The sequence below is a fragment of the Leifsonia sp. 10N434 genome (genome assembly GCF_056394405.1).
Genome location: NZ_JBFTHV010000003.1, coordinates 1 through 17,286 on the forward strand (window position 1 = coordinate 1; position 17,286 = coordinate 17,286).

At 69.0% G+C, this 17,286-nt stretch carries 15 protein-coding genes and 1 tRNA gene; 7 read left to right on the plus strand and 9 right to left on the minus strand.

The window, feature by feature from the left end; genetic code table 11:
- Positions 1 to 248, plus strand: a 248-nt coding sequence (locus AC1DB1_RS09325; RefSeq protein WP_477200561.1) for an HNH endonuclease, incomplete at its 5' end; no start/stop codon positions are given.
- 256 nt (positions 249 to 504) lie between these two features.
- The gene (locus AC1DB1_RS09330; RefSeq protein ID WP_477200562.1) at positions 505 to 894 is read left to right on the plus strand and encodes a VOC family protein; all 390 of its coding nucleotides are present in this window, start codon (positions 505 to 507) and stop codon (positions 892 to 894) included.
- 75 nt (positions 895 to 969) lie between these two features.
- Here AC1DB1_RS09330 and prmC read toward each other — a convergent pair whose 3' ends face one another.
- Positions 970 to 1,848, minus strand: a complete 879-nt coding sequence (gene prmC, locus AC1DB1_RS09335) for a peptide chain release factor N(5)-glutamine methyltransferase (protein ID WP_477200563.1) — start codon at positions 1,846 to 1,848, stop codon at positions 970 to 972.
- Between the two features lie 153 nt (positions 1,849 to 2,001).
- Here prmC and cysK point away from each other — a divergent pair, with 153 nt between their 5' ends.
- Both cysK and epsC read left to right on the plus strand, forming a co-directional pair.
- Positions 2,002 to 2,940, plus strand: coding sequence for a cysteine synthase A (cysK, locus tag AC1DB1_RS09340; RefSeq protein WP_477200564.1), 939 nt, complete (start codon positions 2,002 to 2,004; stop codon positions 2,938 to 2,940).
- A 21-nt stretch (positions 2,941 to 2,961) separates the two neighbouring features.
- Positions 2,962 to 3,534 (plus strand): serine O-acetyltransferase EpsC, encoded by a 573-nt coding sequence (epsC, locus tag AC1DB1_RS09345; protein WP_271177932.1) that lies wholly within the window; start codon positions 2,962 to 2,964, stop codon positions 3,532 to 3,534.
- Between the two features lie 15 nt (positions 3,535 to 3,549).
- Here the strand turns inward: epsC and prfA are convergent, their stop codons facing one another.
- The 8 genes from prfA to argS all read right to left on the minus strand — a co-directional run bounded on the left by prfA (position 3,550) and on the right by argS (position 14,826).
- Positions 3,550 to 4,626, minus strand: coding sequence for a peptide chain release factor 1 (prfA, locus tag AC1DB1_RS09350; RefSeq protein ID WP_271177931.1), 1,077 nt, complete (start codon positions 4,624 to 4,626; stop codon positions 3,550 to 3,552).
- Between the two features lie 105 nt (positions 4,627 to 4,731).
- Positions 4,732 to 7,044 carry a transcription termination factor Rho gene (rho, locus tag AC1DB1_RS09355; RefSeq protein ID WP_477200565.1) on the minus strand — a complete coding sequence of 771 codons (2,313 nt, stop codon included), beginning with the start codon at positions 7,042 to 7,044 and terminating at the stop codon, positions 4,732 to 4,734.
- Positions 7,045 to 7,302: 258 nt separating this feature from the next.
- Positions 7,303 to 8,265, minus strand: coding sequence for a homoserine kinase (gene thrB / locus AC1DB1_RS09360; protein WP_477200566.1), 963 nt, complete (start codon positions 8,263 to 8,265; stop codon positions 7,303 to 7,305).
- Entirely contained in the window at positions 8,262 to 9,377 is a 1,116-nt protein-coding gene (gene thrC / locus AC1DB1_RS09365; protein ID WP_271177928.1) for a threonine synthase, read from the minus strand. The genes thrB and thrC overlap by 4 nt, the downstream gene beginning before the upstream one ends.
- A complete protein-coding gene (locus AC1DB1_RS09370) occupies positions 9,377 to 10,750 on the minus strand; it encodes a homoserine dehydrogenase (protein WP_477200567.1) in 1,374 nt (457 codons plus the stop codon). Before AC1DB1_RS09370 ends, thrC begins: the two co-directional genes overlap by 1 nt.
- The gene (gene lysA / locus AC1DB1_RS09375) at positions 10,747 to 12,198 is read right to left on the minus strand and encodes a diaminopimelate decarboxylase (protein ID WP_477200568.1); all 1,452 of its coding nucleotides are present in this window, start codon (positions 12,196 to 12,198) and stop codon (positions 10,747 to 10,749) included. Before lysA ends, AC1DB1_RS09370 begins: the two co-directional genes overlap by 4 nt.
- 142 nt (positions 12,199 to 12,340) lie before the next feature.
- A complete protein-coding gene (locus AC1DB1_RS09380) occupies positions 12,341 to 13,138 on the minus strand; it encodes an LmeA family phospholipid-binding protein (protein WP_477200569.1) in 798 nt (265 codons plus the stop codon).
- 11 nt (positions 13,139 to 13,149) lie between these two features.
- Positions 13,150 to 14,826, minus strand: a complete 1,677-nt coding sequence (gene argS / locus AC1DB1_RS09385) for an arginine--tRNA ligase (RefSeq protein ID WP_477200570.1) — start codon at positions 14,824 to 14,826, stop codon at positions 13,150 to 13,152.
- 162 nt (positions 14,827 to 14,988) lie between these two features.
- On the opposite strand from argS, the gene AC1DB1_RS09390 reads away from it, so the two are divergent.
- The 3 genes from AC1DB1_RS09390 to AC1DB1_RS09400 all read left to right on the plus strand — a co-directional run bounded on the left by AC1DB1_RS09390 (position 14,989) and on the right by AC1DB1_RS09400 (position 17,246).
- Positions 14,989 to 15,633 (plus strand): iron ABC transporter ATP-binding protein, encoded by a 645-nt coding sequence (locus AC1DB1_RS09390; RefSeq protein ID WP_477200571.1) that lies wholly within the window; start codon positions 14,989 to 14,991, stop codon positions 15,631 to 15,633.
- A gap of 49 nt (positions 15,634 to 15,682) precedes the next feature.
- Positions 15,683 to 15,755, plus strand: a tRNA-Arg gene (locus AC1DB1_RS09395).
- Positions 15,756 to 15,869: 114 nt separating this feature from the next.
- The gene (locus tag AC1DB1_RS09400; protein ID WP_477200572.1) at positions 15,870 to 17,246 is read left to right on the plus strand and encodes a collagen-binding domain-containing protein; all 1,377 of its coding nucleotides are present in this window, start codon (positions 15,870 to 15,872) and stop codon (positions 17,244 to 17,246) included.
- Positions 17,247 to 17,286 lie beyond the last annotated feature (40 nt).

The following is a 17,286-nucleotide window of genomic DNA, read 5'->3' on the forward strand; positions in this document are numbered from 1 at the left end:
CACCCTCCTACACCGAAGCCCACCACATCCGCTGGTGGAACGCCCACCACGGCACCACCGACCTCGACAACGGCATCCTGCTCTGCACCAGCCACCACCACCGCGTCCACGACGACGGCTGGGACATCGACATCCGCGACCACGTCCCCTACTTCATCCCGCCACCACACATCGACCCCCACCGCCGACCCCGCCCCGGCGGACGCCCCACCACCACGCTCACCGACCCGAGCGAACACGCCGCATGACGCACGCCTCGATCACGCGGGCGGGTCGACGTTGGCGCACGCGCACACGATGCTCGACATCTCAACGCGCTCTCGCTCGTGCTGAATGCTTCGAGTGGTGCCGCGAATATTCACGCGCTGTACCCTCGGCGACAGCAGGGACTGCGCAAAGCCGAGGTCCTCCCGCCCGAACCGCCGCCAGCCCAGCATCACCTCAGAGAACAAACCACCACCCCAGAGAACCAAGCACCACACACAAGAAGGAGAAACCGTACCCATGGACATGCGACTGGAACTGGTCCCGCTGCCAACGACGGATGTCAACCGCACGAAGGCGTTCTACGTCGACCGAGTGGGATTCCGGCTCGATCACGATGTGGAGCCGGGTAACGGGATGCGGGTGGTGCAGCTGACGCCGCCGGGCTCAGCGTGCTCGATCGCCTTTGGCACTGGGTTCGGCGATCCGGGCGCACCCCGTGTCGCGAACCTTCACCTGGTGGTCGACGATGTCGAGGCGGTGCGAGGCGAACTCGTCGCGAACGGAGTCGATGTCTCGAGCGTGGCCGACATGGGCGGAGTGCTCTACGCGTACTTCAGCGATCCTGACGGCAATTCGTGGGCGCTGCAGCAGATCACCGCGGACGCTCGTCGACCGGATGCGGTCTGACGGGACGGCCGGCGCAGGCGCTGCTGGCCCACGCTGCCGGCGCACGCATTTAGCACAGGCTGCTCGCCCACGCTGCTAGCGCACGGCCGTGGTCGTCCGATCCCTGGTGGTGAGGTCGCGGTGGGTCGCGGTGGCACGCCAGCCGTCGGCGGTGAGCAGGTCGCGGATCTCCTGCCCCTGCAGCTCGCCGTGCTCGAGCACGAGGGTCCCGCCGGGGTGCAGCAGACGCTGAGCGACCCGGGAGATGATGCGCACGACATCCAGCCCATCGGCACCGCCGTACAGGGCGGCGGGCGGATCGTAGAGCCGCACTTCGGGATCGCGCGGAATGGCTTCGGCCGGAATGTACGGGGGGTTCGAGATGACGACGTCGACGGTGCCGTCGAGCTCGGGCAGGGCGTCGGCGAGATCGACGAAGACGACGCGCGCGTTCGTGGCGCCGGTCTCCTCGACGTTGCGCCGCGCCCAGATGAACGCCTCAGGCGAGTTCTCGACAGCAAGGATGCGCGCGTGCGGAACCTCGGTCGCCATGGCGAGGGCGATCGCGCCGCTGCCGGTGCCGAGGTCGACGCCGATAGGTTCGGGGCTCGGTACGGCGCGAAGCGCGTCGATGGCGAACTGTGCGACCTGCTCGGTCTCGGGACGGGGGACGAAGACACCGGGTCCGACGGACAGTTCGAGCGACCGGAAGGGCGCCTTGCCGGTGATGTGCTGAAGAGGCTCGCGCGCGGCACGACGCTCGGCCAGCTCGCGCACGGTTGCGGCGTCGTCGGCACTCAGCTGCGATCCCATGTGCGCGAGCGCCTGCACCCGCCCGCGGCCCTCGCCGAGAACGTGTCCGATCAGCAGTTCGGCATCGACCTCGGGATCGGGAACGCCGGCGCGCGCGAGCACGGCGGACACCTCTTCACGGAGGGCACTGAGAAGAGGGGAGGAGTCATCGGGTGGGGTCATCGCCCGTCGAGCCTAGCGGCAAGCCGGACCGGCGTCAGCCGACGTCACACAGCACGGGCACGGGCATCCGGAGAATAGAGTTGGAAGCGTTCCCACTGTCTTCTTGCACCGCCACCTTTATCCGCACCACCTGGAATCCACGAGGAAGAGGCCATGACAGGTCACGTGTACGACAACATCGCCGAAGCCGTCGGAAAGACGCCGCTCGTCAAGCTGAACCGCATCACCGAGGGCGTCGATGCGACGGTGCTCGGCAAGCTGGAGTTCTACAATCCCGCCGGCAGCGTGAAAGACCGGATCGGCGTGGCGATCATCGACGCTGCGGAGAAGTCCGGCGCACTGCGTCCGGGCGGAACGATCGTCGAGGGCACGAGCGGTAACACGGGCATTGCGCTGGCGATGGTCGGCGCGGCCCGCGGATACAAGGTGATCCTCACGATGCCGGAGACGATGAGCAAGGAGCGCCGCGTGCTCCTGCGCGCGTTCGGCGCCGAGATCGTGCTGACGCCGGGCCCGGAGGGCATGCGCGGCGCGGTCGAGAAGGCGAAGGAGATCGTCGCGAGCACCGACAACGCGATCTGGGCGCAGCAGTTCGCCAATGAGGCCAACCCGGCCGTCCACCGCGCGACGACGGCCGAGGAGATCTGGGCCGACACCGACGGCGGTGTCGACATCTTCGTCTCCGGTGTCGGAACGGGTGGAACGATCACGGGTGTCGGTCAGGTGCTCAAGGAGCGCAAGCCGGGCGTCCAGGTGGTCGCGGTCGAGCCGCTGGACTCCCCCATCCTGAACGGCGGAAAGCCGGGGCCGCACAAGATCCAGGGCATCGGAGCCAACTTCGTTCCGGAGATCCTCGACACCACGGTCTACGACGAGGTCGTGGACGTGTCGTTCGACGACGCGATCGCGGTGGCGAAGAAGCTCGCGAGCCAGGAGGGCATTCTCGCGGGCATCTCGTCGGGCGCGATCGTCTGGGCAGCGCTCGAACTGGCGAAGCGTCCGGAGAATGCGGGCAAGACGATCGTCGCGGTGATCTGCGACACGGGCGAGCGTTACATCTCGACGCCCCTCTGGGCCGACCTGCTCGACTGACGCCTCGCACCGACGATCCACATGGCGTTCTTCTCCCGCACGCGCGAAGACATCGCGAATGCGCGCAAGCACGACCCGGCGGCGCGCAGCGCCTTCGAGGTGTCTGTCGCGTACTCGGGACTGCACGCCGTGTGGTCGTACCGCGTGGCACACCGGATGTGGCGGGCCGGCCTCAAGACGCCGGCCCGCTTCCTCTCCCAGTTCACCCGGTTCCTGACGGGCATCGAGATCCACCCCGGCGCGACGATCGGACGCCGGTTCTTCATCGATCACGGGATGGGCGTGGTGATCGGAGAGACGGCCTGGGTCGGCGACGATGTGCTGCTCTATCACGGGGTGACGCTCGGCGGACGTGGCAGCGGGCACGGCAAGCGGCATCCGACGATCGAGAGCGGGGTGACGATCGGCGCGGGCGCGAAGGTGCTCGGAGCGATCACGATCGGGACGCGCACGGTGATCGGTGCGAACGCGGTGGTAGTGCACGACGCACCGGCGGACTCGGTGCTGACCGGCGTGCCCGCACGGGCGCGTCCGCGCTCAGGGCATGAGGCGATCGCGGGCGACGAGTGGATCGACCCCGCGATCTACATCTAGCTACCCGCTAGCCGGCTACTCGGTGCCGAGGTCGGCGAGGCGCGCCTCTTCGTCGGCCAGGATGCACGACTCGATGACGGGCTCGAGCGCCCCGTTCATGACGGCGTCGAGGTTGTAGGCCTTGTACCCGGTGCGGTGGTCGGCGATCCGGTTCTCGGGGAAGTTGTACGTGCGGATGCGCTCGGAGCGGTCCATGGTGCGGATCTGGCTCTTGCGCACGGCGGCGGCCTCGGCGTCCAGTTCCTCCTGCTGGCGCGCGAGCACCCGGGCACGCAGAACGCGCATGCCGGCCTCGCGGTTCTGCAACTGGCTCTTCTCGTTCTGCATGGCGACGACGATGCCGGTCGGAAGGTGGGTGATGCGCACGGCCGAGTCGGTGGTGTTCACGGACTGACCGCCGGGGCCGCTCGACCGGTAGACGTCGATCTTGAGGTCGTTCTGGTTGATCTCGACCTCTTCGGGCTCGTCGACCTCGGGGAAGACGAGCACGCCGGCGGCGGAGGTGTGGATGCGGCCCTGCGACTCGGTTGCGGGAACGCGCTGCACGCGGTGCACGCCACCCTCGTACTTGAGGTGCGCCCAGACGCCCTCCGCGGGATCCGAGGAGTTGCCCTTGATCGCGAGCTGCACGTCTTTGATGCCGCCGAGGTCGCTGGAGGTCTGCTCGAGGATCTCGGTCTTCCAGCGCTTCGACTCGGCGTAGTGCAGGTACATGCGCAGCAGGTCGGCGGCGAATAGTGCGGACTCGGCGCCCCCCTCCCCCATCTTGATCTCCATGATCACGTCGCGGCTGTCGTTGGGGTCGCGCGGGATGAGCAGACGCCGCAGCTTCTCACCGGACTCCTCGAGGCTGGCCTCGAGACCGGGGATCTCTTCGGCGAAGGCCTCGTCCTCTGCAGCGAGCTCACGCGCGGCGGCGAGATCGTCGTCGATCTGCTTCCACTGGTTGTACGAGGCGACGATCCGGCTCAGCTCGGCGTAGCGACGGTTGACGCGCTTCGACCGCACGGGGTCGCTGTGCAGCTCCGGGTCGGCGAGCTGGTTCTGCAGGTCCTCGTGCTCGGCGATCAGGCCGTTCACCGATTCGAACATGGCGTCTTCTCTCTGCTTCTACGTGATCCGGGCTTCTGCGTCGTCCGGGCAAGGAAAAGTGCCCGCCCGCCCCGGCTGAACCGGGGTGGACGGGCACTGTCCGCGCTAGCGGTGGTCGTGCTCGTTGCTGTGCGAGTGGGCGGTGCCGTGGCCGTTGGTCGGCGCGGGCATCGACTTCTGCACCTGCATGAGGAACTCGACGTTGCTCGTGGTCTCCTTGAGACGGCCGAGCACGATCTCGAGCGCCTGCTGCTGGTCGAGCCCGGCGAGGGCGCGGCGCAGCTTCCAGGTGATCTTGACCTCGTCGGCGCCCATGAGCATCTCTTCGCGACGCGTTCCGGACGCGTTGACGTCCACCGCGGGGAAGATGCGCTTGTCGGCAAGCTGGCGCGACAGGCGGAGCTCCATGTTGCCGGTGCCCTTGAACTCCTCGAAGATGACCTCGTCCATCTTGGAACCGGTCTCGACGAGAGCCGAGGCGAGGATCGTGAGCGACCCGCCGTGCTCGATGTTGCGGGCGGCGCCGAAGAAGCGCTTGGGCGGGTAGAGCGCCGAGGCGTCGACACCACCGGAGAGGATGCGACCGGATGCCGGAGCAGCCAGGTTGTACGCACGGCCCAGGCGGGTGATCGAGTCGAGCAGCACGACGACGTCGTGACCGAGCTCCACGAGACGCTTGGCACGCTCGATGGCGAGCTCGGCGACCGTGGTGTGGTCCTCTGCCGGACGGTCGAAGGTGGAGGCGATGACCTCACCCTTCACCGTGCGCTGCATGTCGGTGACCTCTTCGGGACGCTCGTCGACCAGAACGACCATGAGGTGCACCTCGGGGTTGTTCGTGGTGATGGCGTTGGCGATCTGCTGCATGACGATCGTCTTGCCGGCCTTGGGCGGCGCGACGATCAGACCGCGCTGTCCCTTGCCGATCGGGGCGACGAGGTCGATGATCCGCTGCGTGATCTTGGTGGACTCGGTCTCGAGCCGCAGGCGCTCCTGCGGGTAGAGCGGGGTGAGCTTGCCGAACTCGACACGACCGGCCGCCTCCTCGATGGTCTGCCCGTTGACCGAGTCGACCTTGACGATGGCGTTGTACTTCTGCCGGCTGTTGTTCTCGCCCTCACGCGGCTGGCGGATGGCGCCGACGACGGCGTCGCCCTTGCGCAGGTTGTACTTCTTGACCTGGCCGAGCGAGACGTACACGTCGCTCGCACCCGGCAGGTAGCCCGAGGTGCGCACGAAGGCGTAGTTGTCGAGCACGTCGAGGATGCCCGCGACGGGGATCAGCACGTCGTCATCGGAGATCTCGGGGTCGAGGTCGTCGTTTCCGACGCCGCCGCGGCGCTTGCGGTCGCGGTAACGGTTACGGCCGGAGCCGTCGACCTGGGCGTCCGCCTGCGGACCGTTGTTGCGGTTCTGCTGGCCGTTGCGGTTCTGACCGTTCTGGCCACGACCCGAATCGTCACGGTCGCGGTCGCGGTCGCGGTCACGATCGCGGTCGTTCTGGTTCTGCTGGCCCTGGTTCTGGTTCTGCTGGCCCTGCTGGTTCTGCTGGTTCTGCTGGGGCTGGCCCTGCTCACCGTTCTGGCCGGCGTTCTTGTTGCGGTTGCGGTTGCGGTTGCGGCCCTGGCGCGGCTGCTGGTTCTGGTCGCCGCCCTCGCCGTTCTGCTCGCCCTGTGCGTCGCCGGAGTCGTCGGCACCGTCGGAGCTGTCGCCCGCGTCGTCCTGCTGACCGCCCTGCTCGGATGCGTTCTGCGCGTTCTGGCCGCGGCCGCCGCGACGGCGACCCCCGCGCTGGCCCTGCTCTGCCGGCTTCTCGTCGGCGGACTCGGTGGTCTGCGACGGGGCCGACTGACCCGACTGGGCCGACTCGCGGGAGGCGAGCGCGGAGTCGAGCAGCGCATCCACATCCGGGATGAGGCTGTCGACACCGGTGCTGCCAGTGTTGACGTGGGTGGCCGCGGGCACGCCGACGGCGTCGGCGCTGGTGGCACGACGCCCGCCGCGACGACGCGGCGCGGTGGTGTCGGCCTGAGCCGGCGCGGCGCTGTCGGCCTGAACCGGCGCAGCATCCTGAGCCGGTGCGGCATCCTGAACCGGCGCAGCGTCGGGCAGCACGGCGTCGCCGACGTGCGGCTCGGCCGAAGCGGGCTCGGCGATGAGCGGCTCGATGAGGATCTGCGACGCGGCGGTCGCATGCTCCGTCACCGGCTCGGCGACGGAGTCACCGGCACCGGCAGCGGCGACATCGCCGCCGTCGGCCGCACGTGCAGCCGAGATGGCCTGCACGAGTTCGCCCTTTCGAAGTTTGTTGGCGCCCTGAAGACCCAGCTCGGCGGCGAGAGCCTGAAGCTCGGCCACTTTGAGGGACGCCAGATCACGGGTGTCCACGCCCCCGGCGTGGAGATTGACATCAGTCACTGAAGAGGATTCCTTTCCCCCGACGTGCGACTTTCGCAGTCGTTTATGGAGCGCTCGTCACATGAACCACCTGCGATGATCGATGGAGTCGACGCGATGCGTTCTGATCCGCTCGATGTCGCTCCCCGATAGGAACTCGGGTACACAGGTAGGAGTGACGGCATGTTTGCTGAAATCACCCGAAGATCAGATTCGCTCGTGACGCGGTTCTTACGGGTGCAGGCACAGTTTACCACCTTTGATGGCACGCACTTGACGCTAGGCGGCGGGCGTGTCCGCGTGCCGTTCGGCGGTCGCCGTCACCGTCGCGCCCTTGAAGTCGACGGCGAGCATCAGGGGCTGCCATCGCGTCTCGGACTTCTGTGCGACGAGCTCCGCGGCCGCGAGCCGCTGGCTCGGGTCGCTGCAGAGCACGAGGATCGATGGTCCCGCCCCGGAGACGACGGCCGCGAAGCCGTTCTCGCGCAGCAGGGTGATCAGCCGATCCGTCTCGGGCATCGCCGAGGCACGGTAGCTCTGGTGGAGCTTGTCCTCGGTGGCGGCGTGCAGCAGCTCGGGGCTCTGGATGAGAGCGGCGACGAGCAGGGCCGACCGCGACACGTTGAAGACGGCGTCTTCGTGCGGAACGGACTGCGGCTGCAGGCTTCTGGCGAGTGCGGTCGACATGACGTGCTCGGGCACCAGCACCAGCGGTGAGACGCCGCGGTGCACGATGAGCTTCTTGAAACGGGGGCCCTCCGGGGTGACCCAGGCGATGGTCAGGCCACCGAACAGAGCGGGCGCGACGTTGTCGGGGTGCCCCTCCATGTCGTTGGCGAGGGCCAGGAGTCGCTGCGCGTCGAATTCGACGATGCCGTCGAGCAGTCCCTTGGCCGCCATGATGCCCGACACGATCGCGGCACCCGACGATCCCATGCCGCGCCCGTGCGGGATGTTGTTGCGGGCGACCAGCTCGAGCCCCGGCAGCGGATGGCCGACGGCCTCGAAGGTGTGGGCGATCGCCCGCACGACGAGGTTGGACTCGTCGGTCGGCACTTCCCCGGCGCCGACGCCGATCACCTCGACGGTCGCACCGGGCTCGTCGCGAACCGAGACCTGCAGCTCGTCGTACAGCGCGAGGGCGAGTCCGAGCGTGTCGAAACCGGGCCCGAGGTTGGCGCTCGTGGCGGGGACCTTGACCGTGACCACGCGTCCGCGCAGGTCGTCGGTCGAGAAGGTCACGCGCCGGCCTCGACGGTCTCGGGGTTCGGAACCAGTCCGAGCACGTCGGCGATCGACCGGGTGTCCACCGGCACGACGGTCGGCTGCACATCGGAGCCGTCCGCGGTGCGCAGCGCCCACTGCGGGTCCTTGAGGCCGTGTCCGGTGACGGTCAGCACGACGGTGGCTCCGGCGGGGATGATGCCGGCTTCCGAGCGCTCGAGCAGGCCGGCGACGCTGATCGCCGACGCGGGCTCCACGAAGATGCCGACCTCGGCCGACAGGATGCGCTGTGCCGCGAGGATGGCCGCGTCGTCGATGGCGCCGAAGTAGCCGTCGCTGTCGTCGCGGGCGTTCAGGGCGAGCTCCCACGAGGCGGGGTTGCCGATGCGGATGGCCGACGCGACGGTCTCGGGGTCTTTGACCGGGTGACCGAGCACGATCGGGGCGCTGCCTGCTGCCTGGAAGCCGAACATCCGCGGCAGCCGGGTGGCCTCGCCGCGCTGGAGCTCCTCGGTGTAGCCGCGGTGATACGCGGTGTAGTTGCCGGCGTTGCCCACGGGGACGATGTGGAAGTCCGGGGCGTCGCCGAGGACCTCGACGACCTCGAACGCGGCGGTCTTCTGGCCTTCGATGCGGTCGGGGTTCACCGAGTTGACGAGGTGCACCGGGTAGTGGGTGGCGAGCTCGCGTGCGATCTCGAGGCAGTCGTCGAAGTTGCCCTGCACCTGCAGCAGCTGGGCGTTGTGCGCGATGGCCTGGCTGAGCTTGCCGAGGGCGATCTTGCCCTCCGGGACGAGCACGACGGCCTGGATGCCCGCGTGCGTCGCGTACGCGGCGGCCGAGGCGGAGGTGTTGCCGGTGGACGCGCAGATGACGGCCTTGGCGCCGTGCTCGACGGCCTTGGAGATCGCCATGGTCATGCCGCGGTCCTTGAACGAACCGGTGGGGTTCATCCCCTCGAACTTGACGAACACGTTGGCACCGGTGCGCGCGGAGAGCGCCGGAGCCGGCAGGAGCGGCGTGCCGCCCTCCCCGAGCGTCACGATCGGAGTGGCGTCGCTGATGTTCAGGCGGTCTGCGTATTCACGCAGCACACCGCGCCACTGACGACTGTTCGCTTTTTCCGGCATTACGATCCTTCGACTCGGAGTACGGATGAGATTGCTGTGACGACGTCGCTCGCCGCCAGCGCCTCGACGGTGGCCGCGAGTGCGGCCTCCTCGGCCTCGTGCGTGCCGATTACCAGGGTAGCGGTGGGGGCGGCGTGGCCGTGAACCGGCGCATTACCGGAGATGACGGCGGCCGACGGCACGGTGAGGATGCCGGTGGTCGTCGGGATCGACTGCTGGACGGTCTCGACGCTGACATCGCCGTCGCTGAGGATGCGCGCGACCGTGGCGAGCACTCCCGGCTGGTCGGCGACCTCGAGGGTGATCTGGTAGCGGGTGACGACGCGGCCGATGTCGAGCACCGGCAGCTTGGCGTGCGTCGACTCCGCGACGCCGGGGCCGCCGACCACGTGGCGGCGTGCGGCCGAGACGACGTCGCCGAGGACCGCGGAGGCCGTCTCGACTCCGCCCGCGCCCGCGCCGTAGAACATGAGGTCGCCTGCCGCGGCTGCCTGCACGAACACGGCGTTGTGCGCGCCGTGCACGGCGGCGAGCGGATGCTCGCGCGAGATCAGGGCCGGATAGACGCGCGCGGAAACCCCTTCTTCGCCGGTCTCCGGGTCGGTCAGGCGCTCGCAGATCGCGAGGAGCTTGATGACCGAGCCGTTCTCGCGCGCGGCGTCGACCTGCACCTTGCTGACTCCGGTGATGCCCTCGCGGTACACGGACTCGAGCGGCACGGTGGTGTGGAAGGCGAGGCTGGCGAGGATTGCGGCCTTCTGGGCGGCGTCGTAACCGCCGATGTCGGCGGTCGGGTCGGCCTCGGCGTAGCCGCGTTCGGTCGCGATCGCCAGCGCGTCTGCGAGCGTCTCCCCGTGCACGTCCATCCGGTCGAGCACGAAGTTGGTGGTTCCGTTGACGATCGCCAGGATGCGGTTGACCCGGTCGCCGGCGAGGCTGTCGCGCAGCGGCCGGATGATCGGGATGGCGCCGCCGACGGCCGCCTCGTAGTAGAGCTGCGCACCGACCTGCTCCGCGGCCTCGAACAGCTCGGGACCGTGGGTGGCGAGGAGCGCCTTGTTGCCGGTGATCACATCCGCTCCGGAGTTGAGCGCCTGGAGCACATAGCCGCGGGCGGGTTCGATCCCGCCCATGAGCTCGATGACGATGTCGGCGCCGAGGATGAGCGACGAGGCGTCGGTGGTGAAGAGCTCGCGCGGCAGGTCGACGTCGCGCTGGGCGTCGACGTCGCGCACGGCGATGCCGACGAGCTCGAGGCCGGCTCCCACGCGGGAGGCGAGCTCGTCACCCTGCTCGAGGAGCAGACGGGCGACCTGGGAGCCGACGGAGCCGGCGCCGAGAAGCGCGACGCGGAGACTGCGGTATTCGATCATTCACTGACTCCCTTGTGAGCGCCGGCGGCGTCGGCGTCGTAGCCGGCATCCCGCGCGAGTAGGTCGGCCTCGGTCTCGCCGCGCACGATCACGCGGGAGACGCCGTCGCGCACCGCGATCACGGCCGGACGTCCGAGGTAGTTGTAGTTGCTGGCGAGCGACCAGCAGTAGGCGCCGGTGGCCGGAACGGCGAGCAGGTCGCCCACGGAGACGTCCGCCGGCAGATAGTCGGCGTCGACGACGATGTCGCCGCTCTCGCAGTGCTTGCCCGCGATGCGCACGAGCGCGGGTGGCGCGACGCTCACCCGGTTGGCGATGCGCACCGAGTAGTCGGCGCCGTAGAGGGCGGGGCGCGCGTTATCGCTCATCCCGCCGTCGACGCTGACGTACCGGCGCACGGCCGTCTCGCCGTCGTCCTGATACGACACCTGCACGTCTTTGATGGTGCCGGCCGTGTAGAGCGTGAGTCCGGCGGTGCCGATGATCGACCGGCCGGGCTCGAACGCGACGACCGGCACCGGGATGCCGAGCTCGGCGCAGCCCGCCGCCACAGTCTGCGCGATGCGGTCGGCGAGCTCGCCGATCGGCGAGGGGTCGTCGACCGAGGTGTACGCGATGCCGAAGCCGCCGCCGAGGTTCAGCTCGGGCACGTCGCCTCCGTCGAGGAGCAGCCGATGCACGGCGAGCAGCCGCGCCGCCGACTCGGCGAACCCGTCGGCGCCGAAGATCTGGGAGCCGATGTGGCAGTGCAGGCCGAGGAACTCGAGACCGCTGTGCGAGCGGATGCGCGCCACGGCATCCGGAGCATCGGCGAGACCGATGCCGAATTTCTGATCCTCGTGGGAGGTGGCGAGGAAGGCGTGGGTGTGCGCGTGCACACCGCTGTTCACCCGCAGACGCACCCGCTGGGTGCGGCCGTGCCTGGCAGCGGCGTCGGCCACCCTGTCGATCTCCTGCATGCTGTCGAGGATGATGGCCCCGACGCCCACGGACACGGCCCGGTCGATCTCGGCGAGCGACTTGTTGTTCCCGTGGAAGCCCAGTCGTGCGGGATCGACGCCGGCGGCGAGCGCCACCGCGAGTTCCCCGCCGCTGCACACGTCGATGTTGAGGCTGGCGTCGCCCATCCAGCGCGCGACCTCCACGCTGAGGAACGCCTTGCCGGCGTAGTAGACCTTGGCCGTCGTCCCGACCCGCTCGAAGGCATCGGTGAAGGCGGCTCGCACCTCCGAGGCGCGCTCGCGGGCATCCGTCTCGTCGACGACGTAGATCGGGGTTCCGTAGCGGGCGGCGAGTTCGGTCGCGCGCACCCCGCCGACGGTCAGCTCGCCGTCGTCACGGGTGACGGTGCGCGACCAGAGTCCGGGCGCGAGGGAGTCGGGATCGCTCGGAACGGCGAGCCATTCCGGAGCGAGAGGGTTCGCTGCTGCGAACGGATACGAAGCCACGGGGATAACCTCACGGGTGGTGACGAGTGGGGGTCTCTCGGGCGAGCGGACCCGGCTTGGTCCCTGAAGCCACTGATGTATTGGCAGTCTACCGAGGCCGGATGCACGCCATCGACCGTGTTACGTCGGAGCGCGACGGACGCTAGCAGCTGCCCTTGCTGCGTAGGGTCGCCTCGTCGAGCACCATGTTCTGCGCGTCGAGGTGAACGGTCGCCGTGCCCGGCACGATGTCGATCTGGTTCACTTCGACGCCCTTGGGCAGGTACTGGGCGACGCAGACCGGGATCGGTCCGCGGGAGGTGATCGCGGAGAGCAGCGTCGACAGGTCGAGTGCTCCTGCCCCCGTGGTGACCTTGGCGTCGACGGGGTGAAGGAGCACGGTCTTGCCCGCGGCCTCCGGTTTGACCGTCAGTTTGTAGCCGATGGGGAGCCCGAGCAGCTCGGCCTTGCCGTCGTACGCGAGGGTGCCCGTGCCGAGCGCCAGGTCGCCGGTCACCCCCGGGATCGAGACGAGCTTGTTGAGCGACGTCTGCGAGATCGTGAGGCTGCCGTTCACCGCTGCCACCGGCTGCGTGAAGTCGGACGGTACGCCGGTCGCGACGATCTTCGCGCTGAGCGGGGCATCCTGCACGGTCAGCGACGGTGCGTCGAGTTCGACGCGGTCGAAGGTGCCGCTGAGGTACTGCTGGATGACGGACACTCCCCCGATGTGCACGGCGACATCGCCCTGCACGTTGTCGGGCAGGTTCTTCTCGATCTCCGCCGCCACCCGGTTCTCGGCATAGGAGCGCAGGACGGCGTCGGCGATGAAGAAGACCGCCACGATCACGACGATCGGGATGAGGATCCAGAGCAGGATGCGCAGCCAGCGCCGCCGGGGGCGCTTGTCCGCGGGTGCGGGCTGGGGCGTCAGGATCTGGGTGGGCTGGGCGTCGCTCATGGCGGACTCCTCTACATGCGATCGGGCGCAGAGACCCCGAGCAAGCCGAGGCCGGTGCGGATGACCTGGCCGGTGGCGTCGTTCAGCCACAGGCGGGTGCGGTGCAGGTCGGTCACGGCTTCATCGCCGAGCGGGTTCACGCGGCTCGCCGCGTACCAGGTGTGGTAGAGCCCGGCGAGCTCCTCGAGGTAGCGGGCGACGCGGTGCGGCTCGCGGAGTTCGGCGGCGAGGGCGACGATGCGCGGGAACTCCTGCAGTGCGCCGAGGAGGGCCGATTCGCTCTCGTCGGTCAGCAGTTCGGGCGCGAAGCCGCTGCGGTCGACGCCGCTAGCCGCGGCGCGCGCCTCGACCGAACGGGTGCGGGCGTGCGCGTACTGCACGTAGTAGACGGGATTCTCGTTGCTGCGCTTGCTCAGCAGGTCGAGGTCGATGTCGAGCTGCGAGTCGCTCGACGACCGCACGAGGGCGTAGCGGCCCGCATCGACGCCGACGGCGTCGACCAGGTCGTCGAGCGTGACGATGGTGCCGGCGCGCTTCGACATCTTGACGGGCTCGCCGTCGCGCACGAGGTTGACCATCTGGCCGATGAGGATCTGCAGGTTGACGTTCGGGACGTCGCCGAACGCCTCGACCGCCGCCATCAGCCTGCCGACGTAGCCGTGGTGGTCGGCGCCGAGCATGATCAGGTTCTGCTCGAAGCCGCGCTCGCGCTTGTTGAGGTAGTAGCCGAGATCGCCCGAGATGTAGGCCGGCTCGCCGTTGCTCCGGATGATCACCCGGTCGCGGTCGTCGCCGAAGGTCGTCGTGCGCAGCCAGACCGCGCCGTCCTCCTCGAAGATGTGCCCCTGCTCACGGAGCCGTTCGATCGCACGCTCGACAGCACCGGACTCGTGCAGCGAGTCCTCGTGGAAGTAGACGTCGAAATCGACCCCGAAGCCGTGCAGCTTCTCCTTGATCTCGGCGAACATCAGCTCGGTGCCGATGGAGCGGAACACCTCTTCCTGCTCCGCGCGCGGCAGGTCGGCGAGGTCGCCGTCGTAGCGGGCGACGACCTGATCGGCGATCTCGCCGATATAGGCGCCGCCGTAGCCGTCCTCCGGCGTCGGCTCGCCCAGGTAGGCGGCGAGCAGGCTGCGGGCGAACCGGTCGATCTGCGATCCGTGGTCGTTGAAGTAGTACTCGCGGGTCACCTCGGCGCCCTCGGCCTGCAGGATACGGGCCAGGCTGTCGCCGACGGCGGCCCAGCGCACGCCGCCCATGTGGATCGGGCCGGTGGGGTTCGCCGAGACGAACTCCAGGTTCACGGTGAGACCGTCGTAGAGGTGACCGCGACCGTACTGCTCGCCGGCCTCGACGATGGTCTTGGCCAGGCTGCCTGCGGCTGCGGCGTCGAGCCGGAAGTTGATGAATCCGGGGCCGGCGACCTCGGCGGAGGCGACGCCCTCGATGGAGGCGGCGGCCTCGGCGATCTCGGCGGCCAGCTCGCGCGGGTTCGCGCCGACGCGCTTGGCGAGACGCATGGCCACGTTCGACGCCCAGTCGCCGTGCTCACGGTTCTTGGGACGCTCGAGCGGCACGTCGTCGATGGTGATGGTGACGTCGCCGATCTCAGCGCCGCCGGCTCGTCGCCGGTCGACGACCGCGGTCACGATGTCGAGCAGGGCGGCGGAGAGGTCAGCGGGAGTCACGATCATCGATTCTACCGGGGACCACGGAGCATCGATTGCGCAACGATCAGGGCGAACGTGCAGGATTCGCCTGGCACCCGTTGATAAGGTCGTCGCGACGCGCGCCGCAGCGCACCGCGCACCGCGCATCCGACCGCATCCCTCCAGAGGAATACGCCCAGCATGGTTCACTCCACACGCTCCCGCTCCTTCTTCCCCCGCCGCCGCCGCCGCCGCTCCGCCGCGGCCGCCGTCGTGGTGCTGGCCGGCGTGCTGAGCCTCAGCGCATGTGCAGGGAATCCGGCGACGCCGACGCACACGCCGTCGGCGACCAGCTCGGGAGCGGCCGGGGCCGGCGCGATCACCCCGACTCCGACGCCCACCCCGACGCCGACTCCGACCCCCGTCGGTCTCACCTGCGACCAGGTGCTCACCGCCGACCAGCTGTACGCGTTCAACCAGAACTACGGCGTCGACCCCGGCTACGCGCCGAAGGCGGGATCGCTCGAGAAGAAGATCGCCGACTGGCAAGGCGTCGCCTGCGGCTGGCTCAACCAGACGAGCAACGAGGTCATCGAGATCGCCGTGGCCAAGCCGCCGGCGAGCGAGCTCGAGAACCTCAAGAACGCCGCCGTGACCTCCAGCCAGCCGGTTCCCACCTACGGGGTCCCGCCCGAGGTCGAGGGGTACTTCAAGCCGGGAACGGCCGGTGAGGTTCAGATCTTCCGCGGACCGTACTGGATCGTTGCGACGTCGACGGCGTTCTTCGAGCCGGGCGATCCGGCTCCGCTCATGCAGAGCGTGCTGGCCAACGTGCCGAAGAGCTGACGGGAACGAAACACCCGCCGCGGGATGCTAGCCTGGTTGGGCACTCCTGGCCCCCATAGCTCAGGGGATAGAGCGTCTGCCTCCGGAGCAGAAGGCCGTAGGTTCAAATCCTACTGGGGGCACATTTTTCTTCTCGTCACCAGTTCCGCCTCCCCGTCGGGGTGAGAGCGCGATCATGGTCATCGGGGCGAAACTATCCCCTGGACCGGCACGGTATCCGGCAGTAATCATGTCCCATGGGAACATCGTCAGCCGTTCGAGCAGCACCCGTGATCGCGATCGGCATCGGTGTCGCCTCGCTGATCGGCATCGGCATGGCGTCGGGGGCGGCGGTGGCGGCGCCCGGTGACGTCGGACCGGTCAACCCCGTCACCTTCCCGGTCAACGGACACCAGGCCAACAGCGGCTTCACGATCTTCTCCGAAGGGAACGTCGCCCTGAACGCCGACGAGGCGGAGGGGACGGTCGCCGTCGGCGGCGATCTCACGTTCGAATCCGGCTACAACATCGGCGCAGGCGCAACGCCGCCCGCCACCTTCGTCGCGCCGGGCGACACGGCTCCGACCTTTCTCTACGTGCGCGGCGGCGTCGGCTTCTCGAGCAGTCCGACGACGCCGGTGCTCAAGGTGCTCGGCGGCGGCCTGAGCAAGATCGCGGACACCTCCACGTACACGGCCTACGACCACGACAACAACAACGCCCTGGTCAACTACCAGATCGTGCCGACGGGGGCGCCCTACAACACCGCGCCGCGCATCGAGGGCACGGTCACGCAGACCCCGGCATCCATCGCTGCCCCGGTCGGCACGAACCTGGTGGACATCGACGCCGCGTTCCCCGCGTACCGGCAGCTGTCGACCGATCTCGGCGGCTGCGCGCGCACCGTCCAGCTCACCGACACGCAGGGCGATCCCCTCCAGTCGCCGATCCCCCCGGGCACCAGCGGCCGGCTGACGATGACGCCCGGCCAGACGAACGTGCTGAGCATCTCGGCCGCCGATCTCGCGGCCCTCAGCGAGATCACCTTCGTCCCGCCGTTGCCCGACCCGACGACACCCCTGGTGGTCAACGTGGTCGGCACGTCGTTCTCAGGTTCCATTCCGAATCAGGCGGGCATCGGCTCCGGTCAGGCGCCGTTCATGCTCTGGAACTTCCCGCAGGCGACCACGGTGACCGTCACCGGCGGGGACAGCATCGAGGGCACCATCTACGCACCGCGCGCGTTCGTCAACTGGCAGGTCACGCAGAACATCGAGGGCAACGTGATCGCCGCGAGCTTCACGCATGGCATTCCCGGTGTGAGGGGCGGGCCGCCGCGCGAGGTGCACAACTTCCCCTTCTCGGCCGAGGTCTCGTGCACGAAGGGCAACGTCACACCGACCCCGACCCCCACGCCCACAGTCACGCCCACCATCACCCCCGTTCCGACACCCTCGTTCGACCCGAACGGCGGCACGTCTCCCGCGGCTCCCGGGGCGGCCGACACCCTCGCCGACTCGGGCAGTGACACCGCGACCGCACTCGGAGTCGCCGCCGCGGCCGCCGGAGCGATGGTGCTCGGCGGGGCACTCGTGCTCCTCCGTCGAACGCGACGCACCCGCCACCAGCGCTGACGCGAGATGGCCGGGCCGGATTCCTCCGGCCCGGCCATCC

Excerpts from the sequence above, each read along its gene's own strand:
- AC1DB1_RS09330 (WP_477200562.1), top strand. The coding sequence starts at position 505 with ATGGACATGCGACTGGAACTGGTCCCGCTGCCAACGACGGATGTCAAC.
- prmC (WP_477200563.1), bottom strand. The coding sequence starts at position 1,848 with ATGACCCCACCCGATGACTCCTCCCCTCTTCTCAGTGCCCTCCGTGAA.
- cysK (WP_477200564.1), top strand. The coding sequence starts at position 2,002 with ATGACAGGTCACGTGTACGACAACATCGCCGAAGCCGTCGGAAAGACG.
- epsC (WP_271177932.1), top strand. The coding sequence starts at position 2,962 with ATGGCGTTCTTCTCCCGCACGCGCGAAGACATCGCGAATGCGCGCAAG.
- prfA (WP_271177931.1), bottom strand. The coding sequence starts at position 4,626 with ATGTTCGAATCGGTGAACGGCCTGATCGCCGAGCACGAGGACCTGCAG.
- thrC (WP_271177928.1), bottom strand. The coding sequence starts at position 9,377 with ATGCCGGAAAAAGCGAACAGTCGTCAGTGGCGCGGTGTGCTGCGTGAA.
- AC1DB1_RS09370 (WP_477200567.1), bottom strand. The coding sequence starts at position 10,750 with ATGATCGAATACCGCAGTCTCCGCGTCGCGCTTCTCGGCGCCGGCTCC.
- AC1DB1_RS09380 (WP_477200569.1), bottom strand. The coding sequence starts at position 13,138 with ATGAGCGACGCCCAGCCCACCCAGATCCTGACGCCCCAGCCCGCACCC.
- AC1DB1_RS09390 (WP_477200571.1), top strand. The coding sequence starts at position 14,989 with ATGGTTCACTCCACACGCTCCCGCTCCTTCTTCCCCCGCCGCCGCCGC.
- AC1DB1_RS09400 (WP_477200572.1), top strand. The coding sequence starts at position 15,870 with ATGGGAACATCGTCAGCCGTTCGAGCAGCACCCGTGATCGCGATCGGC.